At 63.4% G+C, this 19,335-nt stretch carries 19 protein-coding genes; 11 read left to right on the top strand and 8 right to left on the bottom strand.

Annotation, left to right across the window (positions count from 1 at the left end; translation table 11 throughout):
• Positions 1-37: 37 nt before the first annotated feature.
• Together BDK88_RS04015 and BDK88_RS04010 are read left to right on the top strand one after the other, a co-directional pair.
• Complete coding sequence (locus BDK88_RS04015) at positions 38-1,045, top strand: AAA family ATPase (RefSeq protein WP_130499266.1); 1,008 nt, start codon at positions 38-40, stop codon at positions 1,043-1,045.
• A gap of 57 nt (positions 1,046-1,102) precedes the next feature.
• Complete coding sequence (locus BDK88_RS04010) at positions 1,103-1,540, top strand: acyl-CoA thioesterase (protein WP_130499265.1); 438 nt, start codon at positions 1,103-1,105, stop codon at positions 1,538-1,540.
• A 3-nt stretch (positions 1,541-1,543) separates the two neighbouring features.
• On the opposite strand, the gene BDK88_RS04005 is transcribed toward BDK88_RS04010, so the two are convergent.
• Positions 1,544-2,629, bottom strand: coding sequence for a TIGR01177 family methyltransferase (locus tag BDK88_RS04005; RefSeq protein ID WP_130499264.1), 1,086 nt, complete (start codon positions 2,627-2,629; stop codon positions 1,544-1,546).
• Positions 2,630-2,758: 129 nt separating this feature from the next.
• Between BDK88_RS04005 and BDK88_RS04000 the strand changes: the two genes are divergently transcribed.
• Together BDK88_RS04000 and BDK88_RS03995 are read left to right on the top strand one after the other, a co-directional pair.
• The gene (locus BDK88_RS04000; protein WP_006671604.1) at positions 2,759-3,319 is read left to right on the top strand and encodes a TATA-box-binding protein; all 561 of its coding nucleotides are present in this window, start codon (positions 2,759-2,761) and stop codon (positions 3,317-3,319) included.
• Between the two features lie 435 nt (positions 3,320-3,754).
• The gene (locus BDK88_RS03995; protein WP_130499263.1) at positions 3,755-4,180 is read left to right on the top strand and encodes a DUF7344 domain-containing protein; all 426 of its coding nucleotides are present in this window, start codon (positions 3,755-3,757) and stop codon (positions 4,178-4,180) included.
• A gap of 4 nt (positions 4,181-4,184) precedes the next feature.
• On the opposite strand, the gene hisG is transcribed toward BDK88_RS03995, so the two are convergent.
• Complete coding sequence (gene hisG, locus BDK88_RS03990; protein WP_130499262.1) at positions 4,185-5,045, bottom strand: ATP phosphoribosyltransferase; 861 nt, start codon at positions 5,043-5,045, stop codon at positions 4,185-4,187.
• A 142-nt stretch (positions 5,046-5,187) separates the two neighbouring features.
• On the opposite strand from hisG, the gene BDK88_RS03985 reads away from it, so the two are divergent.
• Positions 5,188-5,463 carry a hypothetical protein gene (locus tag BDK88_RS03985; protein WP_130499261.1) on the top strand — a complete coding sequence of 92 codons (276 nt, stop codon included), beginning with the start codon at positions 5,188-5,190 and terminating at the stop codon, positions 5,461-5,463.
• On the opposite strand, the gene BDK88_RS03980 is transcribed toward BDK88_RS03985, so the two are convergent.
• Positions 5,455-5,832 (bottom strand): SHOCT domain-containing protein, encoded by a 378-nt coding sequence (locus tag BDK88_RS03980; RefSeq protein WP_130499260.1) that lies wholly within the window; start codon positions 5,830-5,832, stop codon positions 5,455-5,457. The two genes, BDK88_RS03985 and BDK88_RS03980, sit on opposite strands and share 9 nt — an antisense overlap.
• A gap of 401 nt (positions 5,833-6,233) precedes the next feature.
• Between BDK88_RS03980 and BDK88_RS03975 the strand changes: the two genes are divergently transcribed.
• On the top strand, positions 6,234-7,631 hold the full coding sequence (locus BDK88_RS03975; RefSeq protein WP_130499259.1) for a permease: 1,398 nt from the start codon (positions 6,234-6,236) through the stop codon (positions 7,629-7,631).
• A gap of 104 nt (positions 7,632-7,735) precedes the next feature.
• Here the strand turns inward: BDK88_RS03975 and BDK88_RS03970 are convergent, their stop codons facing one another.
• Positions 7,736-7,933 carry a CopZ family metallochaperone gene (locus BDK88_RS03970; protein WP_130499258.1) on the bottom strand — a complete coding sequence of 66 codons (198 nt, stop codon included), beginning with the start codon at positions 7,931-7,933 and terminating at the stop codon, positions 7,736-7,738.
• A 126-nt stretch (positions 7,934-8,059) separates the two neighbouring features.
• Between BDK88_RS03970 and BDK88_RS03965 the strand changes: the two genes are divergently transcribed.
• Both BDK88_RS03965 and BDK88_RS03960 read left to right on the top strand, forming a co-directional pair.
• Positions 8,060-8,647, top strand: a complete 588-nt coding sequence (locus tag BDK88_RS03965) for an AsnC family transcriptional regulator (protein WP_130499257.1) — start codon at positions 8,060-8,062, stop codon at positions 8,645-8,647.
• Between the two features lie 84 nt (positions 8,648-8,731).
• On the top strand, positions 8,732-11,332 hold the full coding sequence (locus BDK88_RS03960; RefSeq protein WP_130499256.1) for a heavy metal translocating P-type ATPase: 2,601 nt from the start codon (positions 8,732-8,734) through the stop codon (positions 11,330-11,332).
• 133 nt (positions 11,333-11,465) lie between these two features.
• Here the strand turns inward: BDK88_RS03960 and BDK88_RS03955 are convergent, their stop codons facing one another.
• Positions 11,466-12,308 carry a DUF4382 domain-containing protein gene (locus tag BDK88_RS03955; RefSeq protein WP_130499255.1) on the bottom strand — a complete coding sequence of 281 codons (843 nt, stop codon included), beginning with the start codon at positions 12,306-12,308 and terminating at the stop codon, positions 11,466-11,468.
• A 95-nt stretch (positions 12,309-12,403) separates the two neighbouring features.
• On the bottom strand, positions 12,404-13,072 hold the full coding sequence (locus tag BDK88_RS03950) for a stage II sporulation protein M (protein WP_130499254.1): 669 nt from the start codon (positions 13,070-13,072) through the stop codon (positions 12,404-12,406).
• Between the two features lie 94 nt (positions 13,073-13,166).
• On the opposite strand from BDK88_RS03950, the gene BDK88_RS03945 reads away from it, so the two are divergent.
• The 3 genes from BDK88_RS03945 (at position 13,167) to BDK88_RS03935 (ending at position 17,717) form a co-directional block, all read left to right on the top strand.
• Positions 13,167-14,465 (top strand): amidohydrolase, encoded by a 1,299-nt coding sequence (locus BDK88_RS03945; RefSeq protein ID WP_130499253.1) that lies wholly within the window; start codon positions 13,167-13,169, stop codon positions 14,463-14,465.
• A 151-nt stretch (positions 14,466-14,616) separates the two neighbouring features.
• Positions 14,617-16,158, top strand: a complete 1,542-nt coding sequence (locus tag BDK88_RS03940) for a hypothetical protein (protein ID WP_207225249.1) — start codon at positions 14,617-14,619, stop codon at positions 16,156-16,158.
• A gap of 269 nt (positions 16,159-16,427) precedes the next feature.
• A complete protein-coding gene (locus BDK88_RS03935; RefSeq protein WP_130499252.1) occupies positions 16,428-17,717 on the top strand; it encodes an adenosylhomocysteinase in 1,290 nt (429 codons plus the stop codon).
• A gap of 170 nt (positions 17,718-17,887) precedes the next feature.
• Here the strand turns inward: BDK88_RS03935 and BDK88_RS03930 are convergent, their stop codons facing one another.
• Positions 17,888-18,706 carry a PAS domain-containing protein gene (locus tag BDK88_RS03930; RefSeq protein WP_130499251.1) on the bottom strand — a complete coding sequence of 273 codons (819 nt, stop codon included), beginning with the start codon at positions 18,704-18,706 and terminating at the stop codon, positions 17,888-17,890.
• 115 nt (positions 18,707-18,821) lie between these two features.
• Positions 18,822-19,079, bottom strand: a complete 258-nt coding sequence (locus BDK88_RS03925) for a HalOD1 output domain-containing protein (RefSeq protein ID WP_130499250.1) — start codon at positions 19,077-19,079, stop codon at positions 18,822-18,824.
• Positions 19,080-19,335 lie beyond the last annotated feature (256 nt).

Genomic DNA, 19,335 nt, shown 5'->3' with positions numbered 1-19,335 from the left:
GACCGATTCTTACCCGGTCCGACCCTACTCGCTGGCGATGGACGCGCCGCTGTGGACCGAAACCCACGCCCCGGAGCTGGCCGAGTTGCCACAGGACGACGCTCGCGAGTACCTACAGCGAGCCGTCGAGGAGCCACTGAATCTCCTCTTGCAGGGGCCGCCGGGAAGCGGAAAGACGGCCGCAGCGCGCGCACTGGCCCGTGAGGCCCACGACGATCCGGACAACGACTTCGTCGAGATCAACGTCGCCGACTTTTTCGGCCGGACCAAAACCGAGATCAAGAACGACCCCCGGTTCGAGCACTTCCTCGTCGGCCGCTCGTCGCTGTCCAAACGGGACATGATCAACCACGTCCTCAAAGAATCCGCGAGCTATGCGCCCGTCTCGGGTGGGTACACCACGATCTTACTCGACAACGCCGAGAACGTCCGCGAGGACTTCCAGCAGGCGTTGCGCCGGATCATGGAACAACACCACCGGACGACCCAGTTCATCGTCGCGACCCGCCAGCCCACCAAGCTCATCCCGCCGATCCGCTCGCGGTGTTTCCCCGTCTCGTTTCGCTCGCCGACTAGCGACGAACTCGTGACCGTCCTCGAGCGGATCGTCGAGCGCGAGGGAGTCGAGTACGACGCTGATGGCCTCGAGTTCGTCGCCGGCTATGCCGACGGCAACCTCCGACAGGCGATTTTGGCGGCCCAGACGACCGTCGAAGACGAAGGCGAACTCACGATGAGTGCGGCCTACGAGACACTCGGCGAGGTCGGCCTCGAAGACGAGATCGAGTCGATGCTCGATGATGCCGAGGCCGGCGACTTCACCGACGCTCGATCGACGCTCGACGACCTGCTCGTCGATGAGGGCCTTGATGGCACTGAGGTGCTCGAGTCGATCCTCGGTGTGGCTCGCAAGCGCTATCAGGGCGCACAACTCGCCCGGATTCACCGGCTCGTCGCCGACATCGAGTTCGAGATGCACGACGGAACCAGTGACCGCATTCACATCTCGCATCTGCTCGCCGAGTTGGGTCGTAACGCCGAATAGACGACTCTCGCGCCGTGATCGAAGCACCTTTCTCTGCGCTGGGGATGAGCACTCTGTATGCCAACGGTTCGTGAGACGCACATCGAGAACCGCTTTCGCGTGCAGCCAAACCACGCGAACAACAACGGGACGCTCCATGGCGGCAACCTGATGAAGTGGCTCGACGAGCTCGCCGGCATGGCGGCGATGCGATTCGCCGGCGAGACCTGCGTCACCGCGCAGGTCAACAGCCTCGCGTTCGAACGACCGATCCAGATCGGTGACACGGCACTGGTCGAGGCCTACGTCTACGATGCGGGGAAAACGAGCGTCCACGTCGCATTACGGGCCAAACGCGAGAATCCACGAACCGGCGAGACCGAAAAGACGACCGAATCCTCGTTTACCTTCGTCGCGATCGACGAGGACGACTCACCGGTTCAGGTTCCCGATCTCACCGTCGAAACGGATGAGGGCGAGCGACTCCGAAAGCGCGCTCTCGAGGCCGACTACTGACGCCTAGCTCTTCTCGAGTACCATCACGTATCGCGTCAGCGAGCGATGCACGCGGCGCTCGAAGACCGACTCGATCTCCCAGCCGGCCGTTCGCGCCTCACTCGCCCACGACCGATCCGCGACGACGACCGCCCGCGGGGCCACCCGCCGCGCTTCGGCGAGGGCACCCGCGACGAGGTCCTCGAGCCGATGGGTATCGATCTTCGACTGGCGGCCGTAGGGCGCGTCGAAGACGACGCCGTCGACTGCATTGTCGATCAGCGCCAGTCGGGTCGCATCGCCACGCCCGACGTGCCAGGTTCCGCGGTCGCAGCCGGTCGGCGAGGGCTCGTCGCGCTCGAGGAAGTGCCGTAAGTTCGTCCGCGCGCCGTCGGCCATCTTCGCTTGCGCGTCGGTGCCGATCACGTCCGCGCCGACGAGACCGGCCTCGACGAGCACGCCGCCAGTTCCGCACATCGGATCCAGGATTGTCGCCCCCGGTCGTGCGCCGGCGATGTTCGCAACGGCGCGTGCGAGCAGGGGATCCATGCTCCCGGGCTGGAAAAAGGGCTTGTCCGTCGGTGCGCGCGTTCCAAAATCGCGGACGCTCTCGGCCGTGAGCCAACCCAGCGCACAGACGGAGACCTCCTTTCCCGTAGGGGCGTCGCCGTTATCCTCGAGTGACTCGAGCACGCCGTCGTCGTTGCTCTTCTCGAGTGGCCCTTCAGCAAAGACGGCCCGCAGACAGTGGTCAGGATCGTCGAGATCCACCGCAAAGCCGCGATCGACCAGTACTTGTCCCAGTTCGCGTTCCGCGTGTTCGGTGCTTACGCCGCTGGTGCCATGGACGTCGGTCGCACGCACTGCGACCGTCCCCTCCCGGTCGATTGCGGCAGCCTCGAGGATGGCGCGTGCGCTCGCGAGATCGGCGTCACCTCGGCCAACGAGCTCGCTGGCACGATGGGTGTAAGCGAGCCCGCGAACGCGTGCGGGGACGATCGCGTCGGCGACGGCGAGCCCGGGTGCGATCCGGTCGACGCCGGTCGCGGCACTCGCCGCTTCGCGGGCCGCGAACGCATCGTCCTCACCACCTAACTCGAGCAGGTACACGGTCGATGGTGGCCGTCCCTCGCGTATGAGGCTGCCGTTTTCCCCGCTCGATACCGGTCGTATAAACCGGATATATCAGGTGGCGGCACCAACCTTTATAAACCTTAAATACGTCTTTTTAAGCGACTAATGACGGATCCGAAGGACACCATCAACATCGAAAACGTGGTGGCGTCGACCGGTATTGGACAGGAACTCGACCTCCAGAGCGTTGCAATGGACCTCGAGGGTGCCGATTATGACCCCGAGCAGTTCCCCGGTCTCGTCTACCGAACCCAGAACCCAAAATCCGCCGCGTTGATCTTCCGATCGGGGAAGATCGTCTGTACCGGCGCGAAAAGCACCGACGACGTCCACGAGAGCCTGCGGATCGTCTTCGACAAACTTCGTGAACTCCAGATTCAGGTCAACGAAGACCCAGAGATCGTCGTCCAGAACATCGTCACCTCGGCCGATCTGGGCCGCAATCTCAACCTGAACGCGATCGCCATCGGGCTTGGCTTAGAGAACATCGAGTACGAACCCGAGCAGTTCCCGGGGCTCGTCTACCGCCTCGACGAACCCGAAGTCGTCGCCTTGCTCTTTGGCTCGGGCAAACTCGTCATCACCGGCGGGAAAAAGCCCGAAGACGCCGAACACGCCGTCGACAAGATCGTCTCCCGCCTCGAGGATCTGGGACTGCTCGAGTAACGCCGTCGGGTCGGACTCACTCGAATCGACGCCACCAGCGCCCGCTCGTTCATACTGCCGGCCATCACGGAATCTCCCGTGATTGCACGTGAGTCGCTGTCGCCGGCGACACGGGGAGACAGCTGTGATCAGTCCTATCGAGCCCGTGTCGATAGTCTCGGCGATGTGTCGTCGATGTTCGACCGCCGTCGGTCTCGTCCTGTTGCCGTCTTGTGTGCTGTTGAATCTGGGGCAGCGAGCTATCGCCGCCCGTGACTGTTTACGAACGTCGTTCCTCTCGGATTCACCACTCATACTCTGAATAACCCTCGCTTTATCCGAATTATCGACCGTTCATTCTGCCTGTAGAGCGGCTGACTCGCCTGAATCGTGCCACATTCACTGAAACGACCGACCGCGTTTATCCGGTGTCTGATCCCTGACTCTCACGTGCCAATGACGATCCATTCAGATCGGTCGCTCGCCGTTTCGGAACGGTTTCCGCTCGGTAACAACGGCGTTATCGACCGTCGGTCGCTTCCGCGCGAGACGATCGACCGCATCGTCGATAGTGACCGCCGGCGGGAGGTGCTGCGCTGCGTGCTTGCGGCCGACGAGCCGGTTTCGGTCCGGCGGCTGGTGGCGACGCTTGCTGACGCCGAATACGATCCGACAGTCGGGACGCCGATTCACCAGCTTCGCCAGCGGATCCACGTCTCGCTGTGTCGGACGCACCTGCCGCTGCTCGCGGAACACGACATCGTGCGCTATGATCCGGCGCAAAACCTCGTCGCGCCGGGGGAACACGCATCGGCGTTCGAATCCCTGCTCGAACTCGACTCCGAATCGTCCGAGCAACCGATCGCCGCCCGACTCGAGTAGGGGCCTACTCGACCAGCCGCTCGATCTCGGTCACCAAAATATCGCTCGCGCCGGCCGCTTTGACGTCCGTAATCGTCTCGAAGACGTCCGTCTCGTTGACGACGGCATGGACCGCGACCTTCCCTTCGTCGTCCGTTTCATCGGCGATGTCCATGACCGTCGGTCCGCCAAGCCCTGGGATGACGTCGCGGACGTCGTCGAGTTCGGCTCGTGGCACGTTCATCATCAGGTAGCGCTTCCCTTCGGCGTGTTTGACCGAGGACAGCGCGGTCCTGACCTCTTCTATTTTCGGGTCATCGAGGACGTCGTCACGGCCGAACAGCCGCACCGAACTCGAGAGAACTTCGTCGACGATGGCCAGCCGATTCATCTTCAGTGTGGTGCCAGTGCTCGTGATGTCGACGATGGCGTCGGCCATCTCGACGTGGGGGGTAAGCTCAGTCGCGCCCGAAACCTCGACGATGTCGGGTTCGACGCCGGTGTCGGCGAAGAAATCGGCGGTGATATTCGGGAACTCAGTCGCGACGATCTTGCCCGCCAGATCGTCGACGGACGTGATGTCCCCGTCTTCGGGGGCAGCCAGGACGAGCCGACAGCGTCCGAACTCGAGGTCGAGCAACTCCTCGACGTTGTCTACGCGGGCCTCACAGACCTGATCGAAGCCGGTAATGCCAAGATCGGCCGCGCCGTCGGCGACGTACTCCGGGATGTCGGCTGCGCGGGCGAACAACACGGTGACGTCGGGATCGACCGTATCGGCGTAGAGTTTCCGGTCGGCTCCGTTTTCGAGATGGAGCCCCGCCCGCTCTAAGAGATCGATCGTCGGCTCGTGCAGGCGGCCCTTGTTGGGAACGGCGATTCGCATATGCCCGCCCTTGGGCGTCGGCGGGGAATTGTCTTTTCATCGGGGCAAACGGTCGCCACCGTCGACTGGGCAGTCACGCTCGAGGCGCGGGTCGGTGGCGTCGACCGCTGTTCCTTTCATCGACGCGTGCCTAGCCCGGCGTATGCTCGGTTCGCGAACCGCAACCGCCGTGGTGGGGCTGCTGGTGAGTCTCCTCGTGAGTGCCGTCCTCTGGTGGCGGTTCAATACGGTCGCGGTCTTTCTGTTCGTTCCCTTCGTTCCGTTTCTGTTCGGTCGGTCGGGACGAGCATCGTCGGAACCACCGGTTCGAACGTGTCCCGTCTGTGGGTTTCAGACGCGAGATCCGGCGTACGACTACTGTCCACGCGATGGGACGGCCCTAGAGCCGTCACACGCTGGCGAGTCGGCCTCAGCGTGAGCGATCCCGCTCGAGCGTTTCTCGGCGCTGTTCGTACTCCTCGTCGCTCAACTCGCCGCGGGCGTACGCGAGGCGAAGTTCCTCGAGTGCCCCATCGGAACCGTCGCTCGAGCCTGCAACAGCTCGGTAGAGGAGATAGCCGCCACCGATGATGGCGGCGACGAACAGCAGTTGCAGCAGGACACCGACGAGGGGCACCCAGCCGGGTGTCGTTCCACCACCCCACGTTCCGTGGCCCCACATGCCGCCCATCATCGGACCGAAGCCCATCATTCCGAACCCCATGAAGACCATCGGCAGCACAACGAGGACGCCGATGGCGATGAGGACGATCGTGACGAGTCGTGTCTCTGTCGTGTTTGCTGCCATGATTGCTCACCAGTGACGGATCGGATCGTCTCCATGAGATGATACGGTCTCCCGACTCAATGCGGTTCCCCCTTCGAATCCAATGTCCGCGAGCGACCGTATGTCGACGGCGTTCGTTCATCACGATCCTACTGTCCTGATCGAACTGTCCGTCATCGAAACTTGACATTCGCGGGTGTCCGCTGCGTGCTCGCGGTTCCGTGGGGGCGTCGCGTTTGGTCGACATAGCGGGTCGGGCGAGCGAGTGCTGTCTCGACCCAGCGAGAACTCGAGCGGCCACGGATTCGCGTTGACATTCAAACTCTGAGCGCCCGATCACTTTCGACTCACTCGCTCGAAACGGTAGCGACGCCGTGTTTCGAAGGGCAACCGCAATAGCCGATCCATCCGATAGCCTATGTATGGTGGTGACACCCCTCGAAGAGATTCTCGAGTCACTCCGGATCGGGCTCGGGTTCCTCTGGACAGCAGCCTGGGCGATCATCATGGGGCTCACGATCACGAGCCTCGTGCAGGTGTACGTCTCGAAGGAGCGAATGGCGCGGGTGCTCGGGGACGACGACCTCTCGAGTCTCGCGACGGCGACGGCGTTCGGCGCGGCGAGTAGCGGCTGTAGCTTCGGTGCGGTCGCTATCGGCAAGGGGCTGTTCGCAAAGGGCGCACACGTAGTGAATTTCCTTGCGTTCATGTTCGCGTCGACGAACCTCATCGTCGAACTCGGCCTGATGATCCTGATCCTGCTGGGCTGGGAGTTCCTCGTTGCGGAACTGCTCGGTGGACTCGTCCTTATCGCAGTCATGGCGCTCATCGTCCGGCTGACCCTCCCGGAGACGCTGTTCGACGACGTTCGTGCGGAACTCGTCCAGCGCGAGCACGACCACGGCGACATGGTTGACCCGACGTGTGGGATGGAGGGGTCCGACGAACACACGATCGTCACTGACGGCGGCGAGACGCTGCAGTTCTGTTCCGAGGGCTGTCTCGAGACCTATCGGCAGCAGACAGCGGGCAGCGGCACGTGGAACGACGACCTCCGCTCCTGGGGTGGCTGGTACAAACTCGGGAACCAGTACCGCAAGGAGTGGTCGATGATCTGGACGGATGTCGTCGCGGGCTTTCTCATCTCGGGGTTCGTGATCGTGTTCGTCCCACAGTGGGTCTGGAACGCGCTGTTCCTCGAGGGCGATAGGCTCTTGATCACCGCCGAAAACGCGATCATGGGCGTCGCGATTGCCGTTATCAGTTTCGTCGGGAGCATGGGCAACGTCCCGTTCGCCGTCGCGCTCTGGGGCGGCGGCATTAGCTTCGCTGGCGTCATCGCGTTCGTCTACGCCGACCTCATCACGATTCCGGTTCTCAATGTCTACCGGAAGTACTACGGCTGGGCGGTCATGCTCTACATCCTCGGCGTCTTCTTCGTGACGATGGCCTTCACCGGGTTTCTCATGGAGTTGCTCTTCGACACGCTCGGCATCGTCCCGAACCTGGCCGGCGGTGAGACGGCGACCGAGCAAACGTACTTCGCGGTCGATTACACCTTCTATCTCAACCTTGTCGCGTTTGCACTGTCGGGCGTGCTCCTATACGTATACCGCCGCGGGCTCGGCGCGCCCGGGCAGTACCGCGATCCCGTCTGTGGGATGCGCACCGACGATGACGGCCCACGCACCACGTACGACGACGAGACCTACTACTTCTGCTCGACTGCCTGTAAGCGGGCGTTCGAGAACGAGCCTGCCGAATTTGCAGACACCCCGCCGCGCATTTCGGATATCGACCAGTCACACGAGCATCACTGATACAGACGGCTGTCAGTCAGTGCCGGCACCCCCGCGATGGCCGCGAGTGCGCTGGACCAGTAGAAAACTAGTGCTGCGTCGCTCAACTCGAGTCGGTGTGGTGCCTACGCTGACGCGTCGTAGCCGGCCTCGTCGACCGCGCTGACGAGGTCCTGGGTCGCCGCGTCGCCTTCGACGGTCGCCTGCGCTGCGTCCAGGTCGACTGCGACCGACTCGACGCCCTGAACGGTCGCGAGTGCCTCTTCGACGCGCTGTTGGCAGTGTTCACACGACATTCCGTCGACGGTGATCGTCTGGCTCATACGGCCGTGTCCGGACGCCCGATGTTTGTACATTACTACTTTCTATTCCAAAGCGAGCACGATCGAAACCTTCGATCCGAAAGCAGCAGACGGTACGCTCTTTGCTACCGAGCACCAACTGGCAGTATGCGCGACCTCGACGAGACCGACATGGAGATCCTGCGGCTGCTGGCCGAGAACGCGCGCCGCCCGTACAGTGAAATCGCCGAGCAGGTCGGCCTTTCCGGACCGGCCGTCTCCGACCGCGTCGAGCGCCTCGAGGCGGCGGGTGTCATCAACGGCTTCACCGTGGATGTCGATCAGTCACAGCTTCGGGCGGGCGTTCCGGTGTTCGTTCGGGCGACCGTTCCGCCGGGTGCTGTCGGTGCGTGCAAGGCAGCGCTCGTCGACGCCGATGCGGTCGAACACGTGTTCGTCACCGCCGACGGCAACTGCTGGTTCTATGCACGCGCACAACTTCAGCGGGTCCACGAGTGGCTCGAGGGGCTGTTTCCCGTCGACGGCGTCGACTACGAGGTGACGCTGATCGACGACGCCGAATGGACGCCGTCGCTCGACGGAGCAGCATTCGCGCTCACCTGTGTCGAGTGTGGCAACACCGTCGACAGCGAGGGCGAGTCGACCCGTATCGACGGCGAGATGTACCACTTCTGTTGTCCCTCTTGTCGGAGCCGGTTCGAACAGCGATATGACCGGCTCGAGGAGGGTGTTTGACTTTCGATTCGAAAGAACTGATCGCGTTGAACTTTGGGTTTCGACCAGTAAAGCGGGTAAGTCGCCACTCCCTAGGAATCAGTAATGAGTACCCGGACTGCACACCTGGACATCCGGGGCATGAGCTGTGCGAACTGTTCGCAGGCGATCGACGATGCCCTGGAGTCCACCGACGGCGTACACGAGGCGAGTATCAACTTCGCAACCGACGAGGGGTCCGTCGAGTACGACCCCGACCAGGTATCGCTCGCGACGATCTACGAGACGATCGACGACGCCGGTTACCACGCCGAGCGCGCCAGCCGGTCGATCGGCATCACGGACATGAGCTGTGCGAACTGCGCCGAAGCCAACGAGACGGCACTCGAGTCCGTCCCCGGCGTCATCGACGTGGAGGTCAACTACGCGACCGACGAAGCCCAGGTCGAGTACAACCCCGTCGACGCCTCGCTCGAGGACCTCTACGCGGCAATCGAGAACGCGGGCTACATGCCCGTCCGCGAGGAGGACGGTGGCGACGACGGACAGTCGGATCAGGAGCGCCGTGACGCGGCGCGACAGGCCGAAATCAGCAAGCAGCTTCGGCTGACCCTGTTTGGCGCGGTGCTGTCGGCTCCGTTCCTGTTCTTCCTCGCAAATCGGTTCTTGCTCGGGGGCGCGTACGTTCCGGAGACGATCTTCAGCGTTAGTTTCGGCTGGGTCGAATTCCTGCTCGCGACGCCGGTCTACGTCGTCCTCGGTCGCGAGTTCCTCGCGAACTCGTATACGGCGCTTGCGAAAAATCGCACTGCCAACATGGACGTGCTGATCGCGCTGGGGTCGTCGACGGCGTATATCTACAGCCTCGTCGTCCTGCTTGACCTCCTCGCGGGGAACCTCTATTTCGACACCGCCGCGATGATCCTCGTGTTTATCACGCTGGGCAACTACCTCGAGGCCCGCTCGAAGGGCCAGGCCGGCGATGCGTTGCGGAAACTCCTCGAGATGGAGGCCGAGACGGCCACGCTGGTCGACGACGACGGCAACGAAGCGGAGGTCCCACTCGAGGACGTCGCGGTCGGCGACCGAATGAAGGTTCGACCGGGCGAGCAGGTGCCGACCGACGGCGTCGTCGTGGACGGCCAGTCCGCGGTCGACGAGTCGATGGTAACCGGCGAGTCCGTCCCCGTCGAGAAAGAGTCGGGCGACGAGGTGATCGGGTCGACGATCAACAAAAACGGCGTGCTGATCGTCGAGGCGACGAAAGTCGGCGCGGACACCGCCCTGCAGGGGATCGTCCAGACGGTCAAGGAGGCCCAGGCGCGCCAGCCGGAGATCCAGAACCTCGCCGATCGTATCTCGGCGTACTTCGTCCCCGCGGTCATCCTCAACGCGACGTTCTGGGGACTGATCTGGTTCCTCTTCCCCGAGACGCTGGCCGGCTTCGTCGGCGCGTTGCCGCTGTGGGGGCTGGTCGGCGGCGGCCCGGCGGCGCTCTCGACGTTCGAGTTCGCGATCGTCGTCTTCGCTTCGGCCGTGTTGATTGCCTGTCCCTGCGCGCTCGGACTGGCGACGCCTGCGGCGACGATGGTCGGCTCTACGCTGGGCGCGCAAAACGGCGTCCTGTTCAAGGGCGGTGATATCTTGGAGCGCGCGAAGGATGTCGACACCGTCGTCTTCGACAAGACCGGGACGCTGACGACCGGCGAGATGACGCTGACCGACGTGGTCGCCCTCGAGGGCAAGGCTGCGGCGACCGACGGCGGCGACCCGGCGACTGACGGTGGCACGCTGACCGCCCGCCCGTCCCTCGAGGACCACGAGGTGCTTCGCCTTGCGGCCAGCGCCGAGCGCAACAGCGAACACCCGCTTGCACAGGCGATCGTCGAGGGAGCCGAGGACCGCGGCCTCGAGCCCACTTCCCCCGACGAGTTCGAAAACGTCCCCGGGCATGGCGTCCGGGCGACTGTCGAGGGTCGCGAGGTGCTGGTCGGAAATCGTCGGTTGCTCGAGTCGGAAGCTGTCGACCCTGCGCCCGCAGCCGACGAGATGGAACGCTTAGAGCGTGAGGGCAAGACCGCAATGTTGGTCGCGGTCGACGGCGCGGTCGCGGGCGTGGTCGCGGACGCCGACACGGTCAAGGACAGTTCGGCCGATGCGGTCGCGGCCCTGCAGGAGCGTGATCTCGATGTGATGCTGATCACCGGAGACAACGAGCGGACGGCCCGTGCCGTCGCCGAACAGGTCGGGATCGACCCCGACAACGTCCGGGCGGGTGTCCTCCCCGAGGACAAGGCCGACGCGGTTGAGGATATCCAGTCCGACGGACGGAAGGCCATGATGGTCGGCGACGGCGTCAACGACGCACCCGCACTCGCGGTCGCGTCCGTCGGCACTGCCATCGGCTCGGGGACCGACGTGGCCATCGAAGCGGCGGACGTGACGCTGATGCGTGACGACCCCCTCGACGTGGTGAAGGCAATCCGAATCTCGCAGGCGACGCTGGACAAGATCAAGCAGAACCTCGTCTGGGCACTTGGCTACAACACGGCGATGATCCCGCTTGCATCGCTTGGCCTGCTCCAGCCGGTGCTCGCGGCCGGCGCGATGGCGCTGTCGTCGGTGTCGGTCCTCTCGAACAGCCTGCTGTTCCGCCGATACACGCCTGACCACGACTACCGGCTGTTCGGTTGGCTTCGGCGCTGATCGGCTCGAGCCGACTGCTTCTGTACTGTCGATCCGCCTGCAAAATAGCGTTCGAGTCGGGCGGCGAGTGAGGTGCCACCGCTGTTAGCGTCGACGGCTCACACCGTGCGTTCTGTGACGACTGTCGGTCGCGTTAGCCCTGCTGTGGTGGTGTATCCGTGGGCTGCTGTCCACCGTTGTCCGCCTGCGTTGCGTCGGCTTCGTCTCCCGTCTTGTCATCCTGCTGCTCACCGTTCGCCGATTCGTCAGGCTGCTGCTCGTCGACATCGTGGATCTCGACGTCGTCGCCCGTTCCGCTCTCGGCAATCACTGGCTTGAGAATGTACTTCCCGCTCTTGCCGGCTTTGTGGGGTGCGATGTCGTAGACGAAGTCGACCGATTCGTTGTTGCCGATGGTAAACGTCGTGTGCAGCTGGAGCTTTTCGCTCGGCAGTTTCACGCGCGTCTCCGTGCCATCGGTCAGGATACCCTCGGTGTCATCGACGTAGACGAAGACGGTCTCGTACTCGCCGGCGGGCAGTTCGAACTCGTCGATCATGGACGCGTTTGCGCCTTTCAGTTCGGTGAGGTCGACGGTCGTTTCGTTGACCTCGCGTTCGATCCACTGCTCGTCGGCCGCGCTGTCATCACTGTCGTTCTCGGCTGTCTCGTTGGTTGGCGTTTCGGTCGTCGATTCGTTGCCGGCGCTGTCCGAGTCAGTCTCCGTGACGTTGCCGTCGGTCTCGTTCGTCGCGTCGGCGGTCACGTTGCCGGTCTTCTTGAATCCGACTTTCGTGATCGTCACGTTGAGGTGCTCGAAGTCATCGATCGCGTTCGGCTCGTCGCTGACGTAGAACGCGGCCGTTCCCGTCCCGCCGCTCGAGTCCGTCATCGAGCCATCGTCGTTCGTTCCCGGGTCGCCGCCCATCCCACCGGCACAGCCGGCGATGGCGACGAGGGCTGCCACCAATACGAGTTGGATTGTGCGTCTTTTCATACCCGAGCACAGTCACTTGCTCGAGAAAAAGGGGGACGACGATTCGATCCGTTCACAATCGTTCAACAGCTTATAAACTGGATAAACGGACCCGATTACGGGGACGCCCCCATCGACTCGAGCCGGTCGGCAAACAGCACCTCGAGCAACGCGGGCGTGATAAAGGCCTCGACGACAGCGGCGACGACGAGTAAGAGCCAGCCTGCGAGGACGAGCAGGCCGGTTCGGTAGAGATAGCGCTTCGTGACGATCGAATCGCGGGTTCCTCGAATACGCTGGCCGACCCGGTAGAGCAGCCGGAAGCCGATGCCGGCGGCAATAAAGAGTGCAGGCAGTTCGAAGATCCCGTGAGGAAAGAGGCCGACGAGGATGTAACCGACGCCGACACTGCCAGCGATAAAGGCACCGACGTTCCCGACGATGATCCCGTTGAACACCATCGCCCAGGCCGTCAGGAGCCCAAGCGTCAGGACGCCAAGGATCGACAGCAGGTACGCCCGGCTGTTGTTGACGAGCAAGAACTGTGCCAGTTCGAGCCGGCTCCGGTCGCTGATGTCGGGAAACAGCGGTTCGCCGACCACCTCTTGGATGATCTCGAGCAAGTTGTAGCCGGCGACCATGAGCGCGATGCCGACGACGATCCCGACCGCGAACAGGCCGGCGGCGAAGCCGACGTACCGGCTGTGTTCGTCCCACGCGTCGGCGAGCGCGGCACGCGGTGGATACCCGTTGCTGGCACGCTCGCGCTGGGTTCGATTGTCCATACGGTCTTGTTATCGAAATAACCAATAAACCCCGCGGCTCGGCTCGTCGCGGTCCATCGACAGGCTAAGGCCGCCCGACGAGAATCAAAAGTCAATGACGACGCTTGCGATCACCGACGGACAGGTCCTCCGGCCTGATCTGACGGTGACGGCCGCAGACGTACTGGTCGATCAGGACACCGGCGAGATCCGCGAGATCGCCCCCGAACTGGCGGCCGACGCCGACGAGACGCTCGACGCCGCCGGCTCGCTCGTGACGCCGGGGTTCGTCAACGGCCACTGCCACGTCGCGATGACGCTCTTGCGAGGGTACGCCGACGACAAACCGCTCGATGCGTGGCTCCAGGAAGACATCTGGCCTGCCGAAGGCGAGATGACCCCCGAGGACGTTCGTGTCGGGGCCGAACTCGGCTTGCTCGAGCTGATCAAATCCGGAACAACCGCCGTTGCGGATATGTACTTCCACGTCCCCGAGGTCGCCGCGGCGGTCGAGAACGCCGGCATTCGGGCGCGACTCGGCCATGGCATCGTCACCGTTGGGAAAGACGACGAGGCCGCCCGCGAGGACGCCCAGACGAGCCTCGAGATCGCCCGCGAGTACGACGGCGCAGCGGACGGCCGAATCTCGACGGCGTTCAAGCCTCACTCGCTGACGACCGTCGGGAGCGAGTATCTCGAGGAGTTCATCCCCAAAGCGCGCGAGGCGGGAATCCCGGTTCACTACCACGCCAACGAGACCGAAGCCGAAGTCACGCCGATCGTCGAGGAACACGGACAGCGGCCGCTCGAGTACGCCGCCGAGCACGGAATGCTCGAGCCCGAGGACTTCGTCGCCCACGGCGTCCACGTCGACGACCGCGAGATCGAGTTGCTCGCGGAGGCCGGCACCGGCGTGATCCACTGTCCGGCCTCGAACATGAAACTGGCAAGCGGGATGGCACCCATCCAGCGTATGCGCGAGGCCGGCGTCACCGTCGGCCTCGGTACCGACGGCGCAGCCTCGAACAACGACCTCTCGATGCTGGACGAGGCCCGCGACGCGGCCATGCTTGGCAAACTTGCCGCCGACGACGCCAGCGCGGTGCCCGCCGAGGCAGTCGTCGAGATGCTCACGCAGGGTAGCGCCGACGCGATCGGCCTCGAGTCGGGCCGGCTCGAGGAAGGCGCACCGGCCGATTTCGCCGTGATCGACCTCGAGCAACCTCACCTCACCCCGCCACACGACCTCGTCAGTCACCTCGCCTACGCGGCCGCGGCGTCGGACGTCCGCCACACCGTCTGTGACGGACAGGTGCTCATGCGCGACCGCGAGGTGCTGACACTGGACGAACAGGCGGTTCGCGAGCGCGCGCTCGAGGCAGCCGAGGCGCTGGCCGCTCGCGTCGACGGTTGACGCCGGTTCAGTCCAGATCTCTGAACGAAAACTGAACACTCAGATTTTGTTATAAACGTTTAAACCGTCTCTCAGGCTGTTTCGCTCGAGTCGAAAACGCCGAGAACTGCCGGGTGGGTTTATTCACGAACGCTTGAATGTCGTGGACGAGATGAAACGAAACCGATTGTTCGTGGTGGCGTTGGCTACCGCGATGATCCTGTCTGTGGCCGCCCCGCTGGGAACAGTGTCGGCGGCGGCAGCCAGTAATGACGCACCGGCTGATGAGATTGACGAACTGAACGTATCCGTCGAGGACACCCTCGTAACGGTGACGTCGAACGAGAGTCCAGTCGAGAACGCGAATATTACCCTGACGACACTCGACGAGAACGTCTCGTACGAGGGCGCAGACGGGAACTATACGACCGACGTCGACGGTACGGTCGACCTCCCCGCACCAAATACGACGGTCGACGTGGAGATCAAGGCGGAGTACGGGAACGCCACGGAGACGACGACGGCAACGCTCGAGCCCGATGGATTACAAACGCTGGACGTGTCTGTTGACGATACCGTCGTGACTGTCACGTCGAACGAGAGCGCAGTCGCGAACGCGACCGTCAACGTGACGCCGGTCGACGAGAACGCGACCTACGATGGCGCGGGCGAGTATCAGACCGACACCAACGGCACGGTCGTTCTTCCCGAACCCACGGAAACGGTCGACGTGACGGTCGCTGCGTCGTACGAGAACGTCTCCGGTGAGCTGCTCACCGCTGAGACCGAGACGACGCTCTACTCCGGCCTCGTGGTCGCCGTCGAGCAGGACAACGATGACGTCACCGTGACGGTCACGGACAACGAGAGCGCGGTCGCAAACGCGACGGTCAATGTCTCGACTGTCGACGAGACCGTGTCCTACACTGACGAGGGCACGTACACGACGGACGAGAACGGCACGGTGAGCCTGTCCGCGCCGTTCGAGAACGATAGCGTCGAGGTCGCCATTACCGCGACGACCGACAGCAAATCCGCCGAGACGACGGCGACGCTCGAGGCTGCCGAGTACGAGAACTTCGGCTCGCTGGTCTCCGCGTTCGTTGAGGAGCAGGAAGAGGAAACCCGATCTGACACGACGCGTGGCCTTCGGATCGCGAACTTCGTCGTCGAGCACAACCCGGGTAACGCACCGGACCACGCCGGTCCACCGGGCCACGCTGGCCCGCCGGGCGACGATGATGACGAGGACGAGGAAGACGAAGACGACGACGACAAGCGAGGCCCACCGGAACACGCTGGCCCGCCGACTGACAGCGACGACGAAACCGAGGACGACGAAGGCGATGCCGTAGAAGACGACGATGACGACAAGCGAGGCCCACCGGAACACGCTGGCCCGCCGACTGATAGTGAGGACGAAGAGGACGAGGACGACGAAGACGACAGCGACGACACCGAAGACGCCGATAGCGACGACGAAGACGACGACAGCGAGGATAGCGACGACGAAGAAGATGGCGATGACAGCGAGGATAACGAGGACGAAGACGACACCGAAGATACCGATAGCGAGGACGAAGACGACACCGAAGACGCCGACAGCGATGACAACGACGACACCGAAGACGCCGATAGCGATGACAACGACGACGGCGACGACGGCGGAAAGAACGGAAACCGCGGCCCGCCAAGTCACGCCGGTCCGAAGTAATACCCCAGTCGATCTGCGTTCAAACGACTGACGCTGACACACGGTCTGTCAGCCATCGCCGGTATTGAACCACGATCGCGGTGCTCGCCACCTGACCGTGGCCGCCCCGATCGATCAGGCACGTAGTAATCGCGGCTCACCCACCGTTTTCGCCGTTCATTTTGACTCCGCTAGAGACACGTCTCTCCTGTCACGTTCGAACCGCCGTCAGAAATCGGTCGCCGGAACGGTTCGGTAGCGTTTTTGCCCCGCTCCCACTCAATCGACCCATGACCGACACCGAGTATCCCCCGATCAGCGAGCAACTGGACGATCTCGAGTCCGCTCGCACGGAGGGACGCCGGAAGATGGACTGGGCAGCCCAGCACATGCCGATTCTCGAGCACGTCCGCGAGGAGTTCGTCGCCGACCAGCCCTTCGAGGGCGAGCGTATCGCGATGGCGATGCACGTCGAGGCGAAGACGGCGATCTTAGTCGAGACGCTCGCGGAGGGCGGCGCGGAGGTCGCCGTCACCGGCTGTAACCCGCTCTCGACTCACGACGACGTCTCGGCGGCGCTGGATACCCACGAGAACATCACCAGCTACGCCAAACGCGGCGTCGACGATGACGAATACTACGATGCCATCGAGGCTGTCATCGCCCACGAGCCGACGATCACTGTCGACGACGGGATGGACCTCGTTGCGGCGATCCACGAGGACTACCCCGAACTGATCGACGGCATCATCGGTGGGGCAGAGGAGACCACCACCGGCGTCCACCGCCTGCGTGCGATGGACGACGACGGGGCGCTTGACTACCCCGTTTTCGCGGTCAACGACACGCCGATGAAGCGGCTCTTCGACAACGTCCACGGCACCGGCGAGTCCTCACTGGCCTCCATCGCCATGACCACGAATCTCTCGTGGGCCGGCAAGAACGTCGTCGTCGCCGGCTACGGCTACTGTGGCAAGGGCGTCGCGAAGAAGGCAGCGGGCCAGAACGCGAACGTCATCGTCACCGAAGTCGAGCCCCGCCGCGCGCTCGAGGCCCACATGGAAGGCTACGACGTGATGCCGATGGACGAGGCCGCCGAAATCGGTGACGTCTTCCTGACGACGACCGGCAACCGCGACGTCATCGTCGAGGAGCACTTCGAGAAGATGCAAGACGGCGTCCTACTCGCCAACGCGGGTCACTTCGACATCGAGATCGACCTCGAGGCGCTCGACGACCTCGCTGTGGATCGCTACGAGGCCCGTGACGGCGTCGAGGCCTACGAACTCGCAGATGGCCGCCGGCTGAACGTCATTGCCGAAGGCCGCCTCGTCAACCTCGCTGCGCCGGTCTCGCTTGGCCACCCCGTCGAGGTCATGGACCAGTCGTTCGGTATTCAGGCCGTCTGTGTCCGTGAACTGATCGAGAACGGTGACGCCTACGACGCTGGCGTCCACGACGTGCCCGACGATCTCGACAAAGAGATCGCCGAGATCAAACTCGAGGCAGAAGGCGTCGACTTCGACTCGCTGACCGAGACCCAGCGCGACTATATGGGAAGCTGGGATCACGGGACATAAGATCGGCTAGCAGCGGATCGCGCCGGATATCGGGAGTTATCAGCGGCGGATCGCGGACTCCACGCACGAAAGACGAGCGCCACGTGCTCATACGGTCTGCTGTCAGTCATTTTCGGTGCACCTGCGACCCGTCCTGCGGCTGCACCGGTACATCGGTACAGCAGACCGTATCAGTCGTCGTGTCCAGAAGCGCTAGCGTCGGCCTCGGTGACGACGAACACCAGACTGCCGTCCTCGAGGCCGCCGAGCCGAACTCGGACCGGGAACGTCACACCCGTCCGTCGCTGGCCGGTGCAGGTACCGGTCCACCGCCATCCCTCCCCGACGGTCGGCAATGCCACCGACTCGAGGTGAGAAACGGCGTCGTCGGTAAACAGTTCTTGCCACGGGGTGCCGACGAGCTCGTCATCGTCGGCACCGAATTGCATCCGAAGCGACCGACTCGCAAACTGGATTCTGCCAGTGGGATCGACGAGTGCGACCGCGTCGCCAGTGAGTTCGACGCTCGCAAGCGACCGCTTCGAGAGGGATGTCAGTCGGTGACGCTCGAGGAGGTCGGTGATGCAGGTAACGAGTCGCTCACGTGGTTCGTCGCGGCCAACCACGGCGGTCCACTCGTACGTGCGGACCGCGCGCATGAGAGGGGGCGTCACCTCATCAGCGAGGACGACGACCGGGAGCGCCGGCGTGTCGGTTTTGACTGTCTCGAGCCAGCCGACGTGCTCGCCCGATCTGTCGGTAGCGGCCACGTCATCGCTGGTCATGCCGCTGTTGTCCGTCACAGTTGACGGGACGAGGAGACAGTCGATCTCGTCGACGCTGGACCGTGCGACCGCGAGCGTGGCGGCCGTCTCGATGATCACTGGTTCGTCGTCGAACGCGCGTTCGATGTGGTCGCGGTCGCGTTCCTGATCGACGACGAGGAGGGTCCGCTGTGTCTGCTGCCCTCGAACGGATGGCTCGATCCCTGCTGCTGGTGGGACGAGCATTCAGAGCACCTCCGGTCTCGGATCGCTCGGCACGCCCGGCGAGACGGGAGCGGCGCTGTTTCCAGCAGCCGTCTCCTGCCGGACTCGACTGGGGCCGGTCGACTCGACTCGCGGCTTATCGACTGTCATGGACGGTTCCATCGACCATGATGGTGCCGTCGCCTCGAACCTCGACGCGTGCGTCACCGTACTCGAACGTGACGCGGATGTCGTCGCTCGAGTCGGGTTGGAATAGTCGATCGAGTGCCTCGGGATCGACGGTATTGTACAGCGGGTCGAGTTCGCTCGGGGTGGTGTCTGTCGCGTCTGCGAGGGCTTCGACGACGCGCAGACTGATCGAATCGTTGTGATAATCGAGTGTGGCTCCGGACATCTTGGCTTGACTAATACGATCCGTCGGTATCGGCTTGCCCGTTATACACGTAATTTCGCTGCTGCCCCAACACTACGTGTATAGCGTCTCGGAGATCGACGTCGTTCACCCGCTGTTCGCTCCATATCGCGGCCCGAACGTGTGGTAGACGTCCAAAATCCGCCGACACTGCGGCCCCAATGGTTTGTACTCGAGCAGCACCGTAATGATGATATTGAGATGGGTATGAAATAAACCGCGCATATCATTGTCAGTC

The sequence above is a fragment of the Natrinema hispanicum genome (assembly GCF_004217335.1).
Classification (GTDB): domain Archaea; phylum Halobacteriota; class Halobacteria; order Halobacteriales; family Natrialbaceae; genus Natrinema; species Natrinema hispanicum.
Note: the sequence above shows the minus strand (reverse complement) of the source record. Positions and strands in the feature narration are given on the sequence as shown.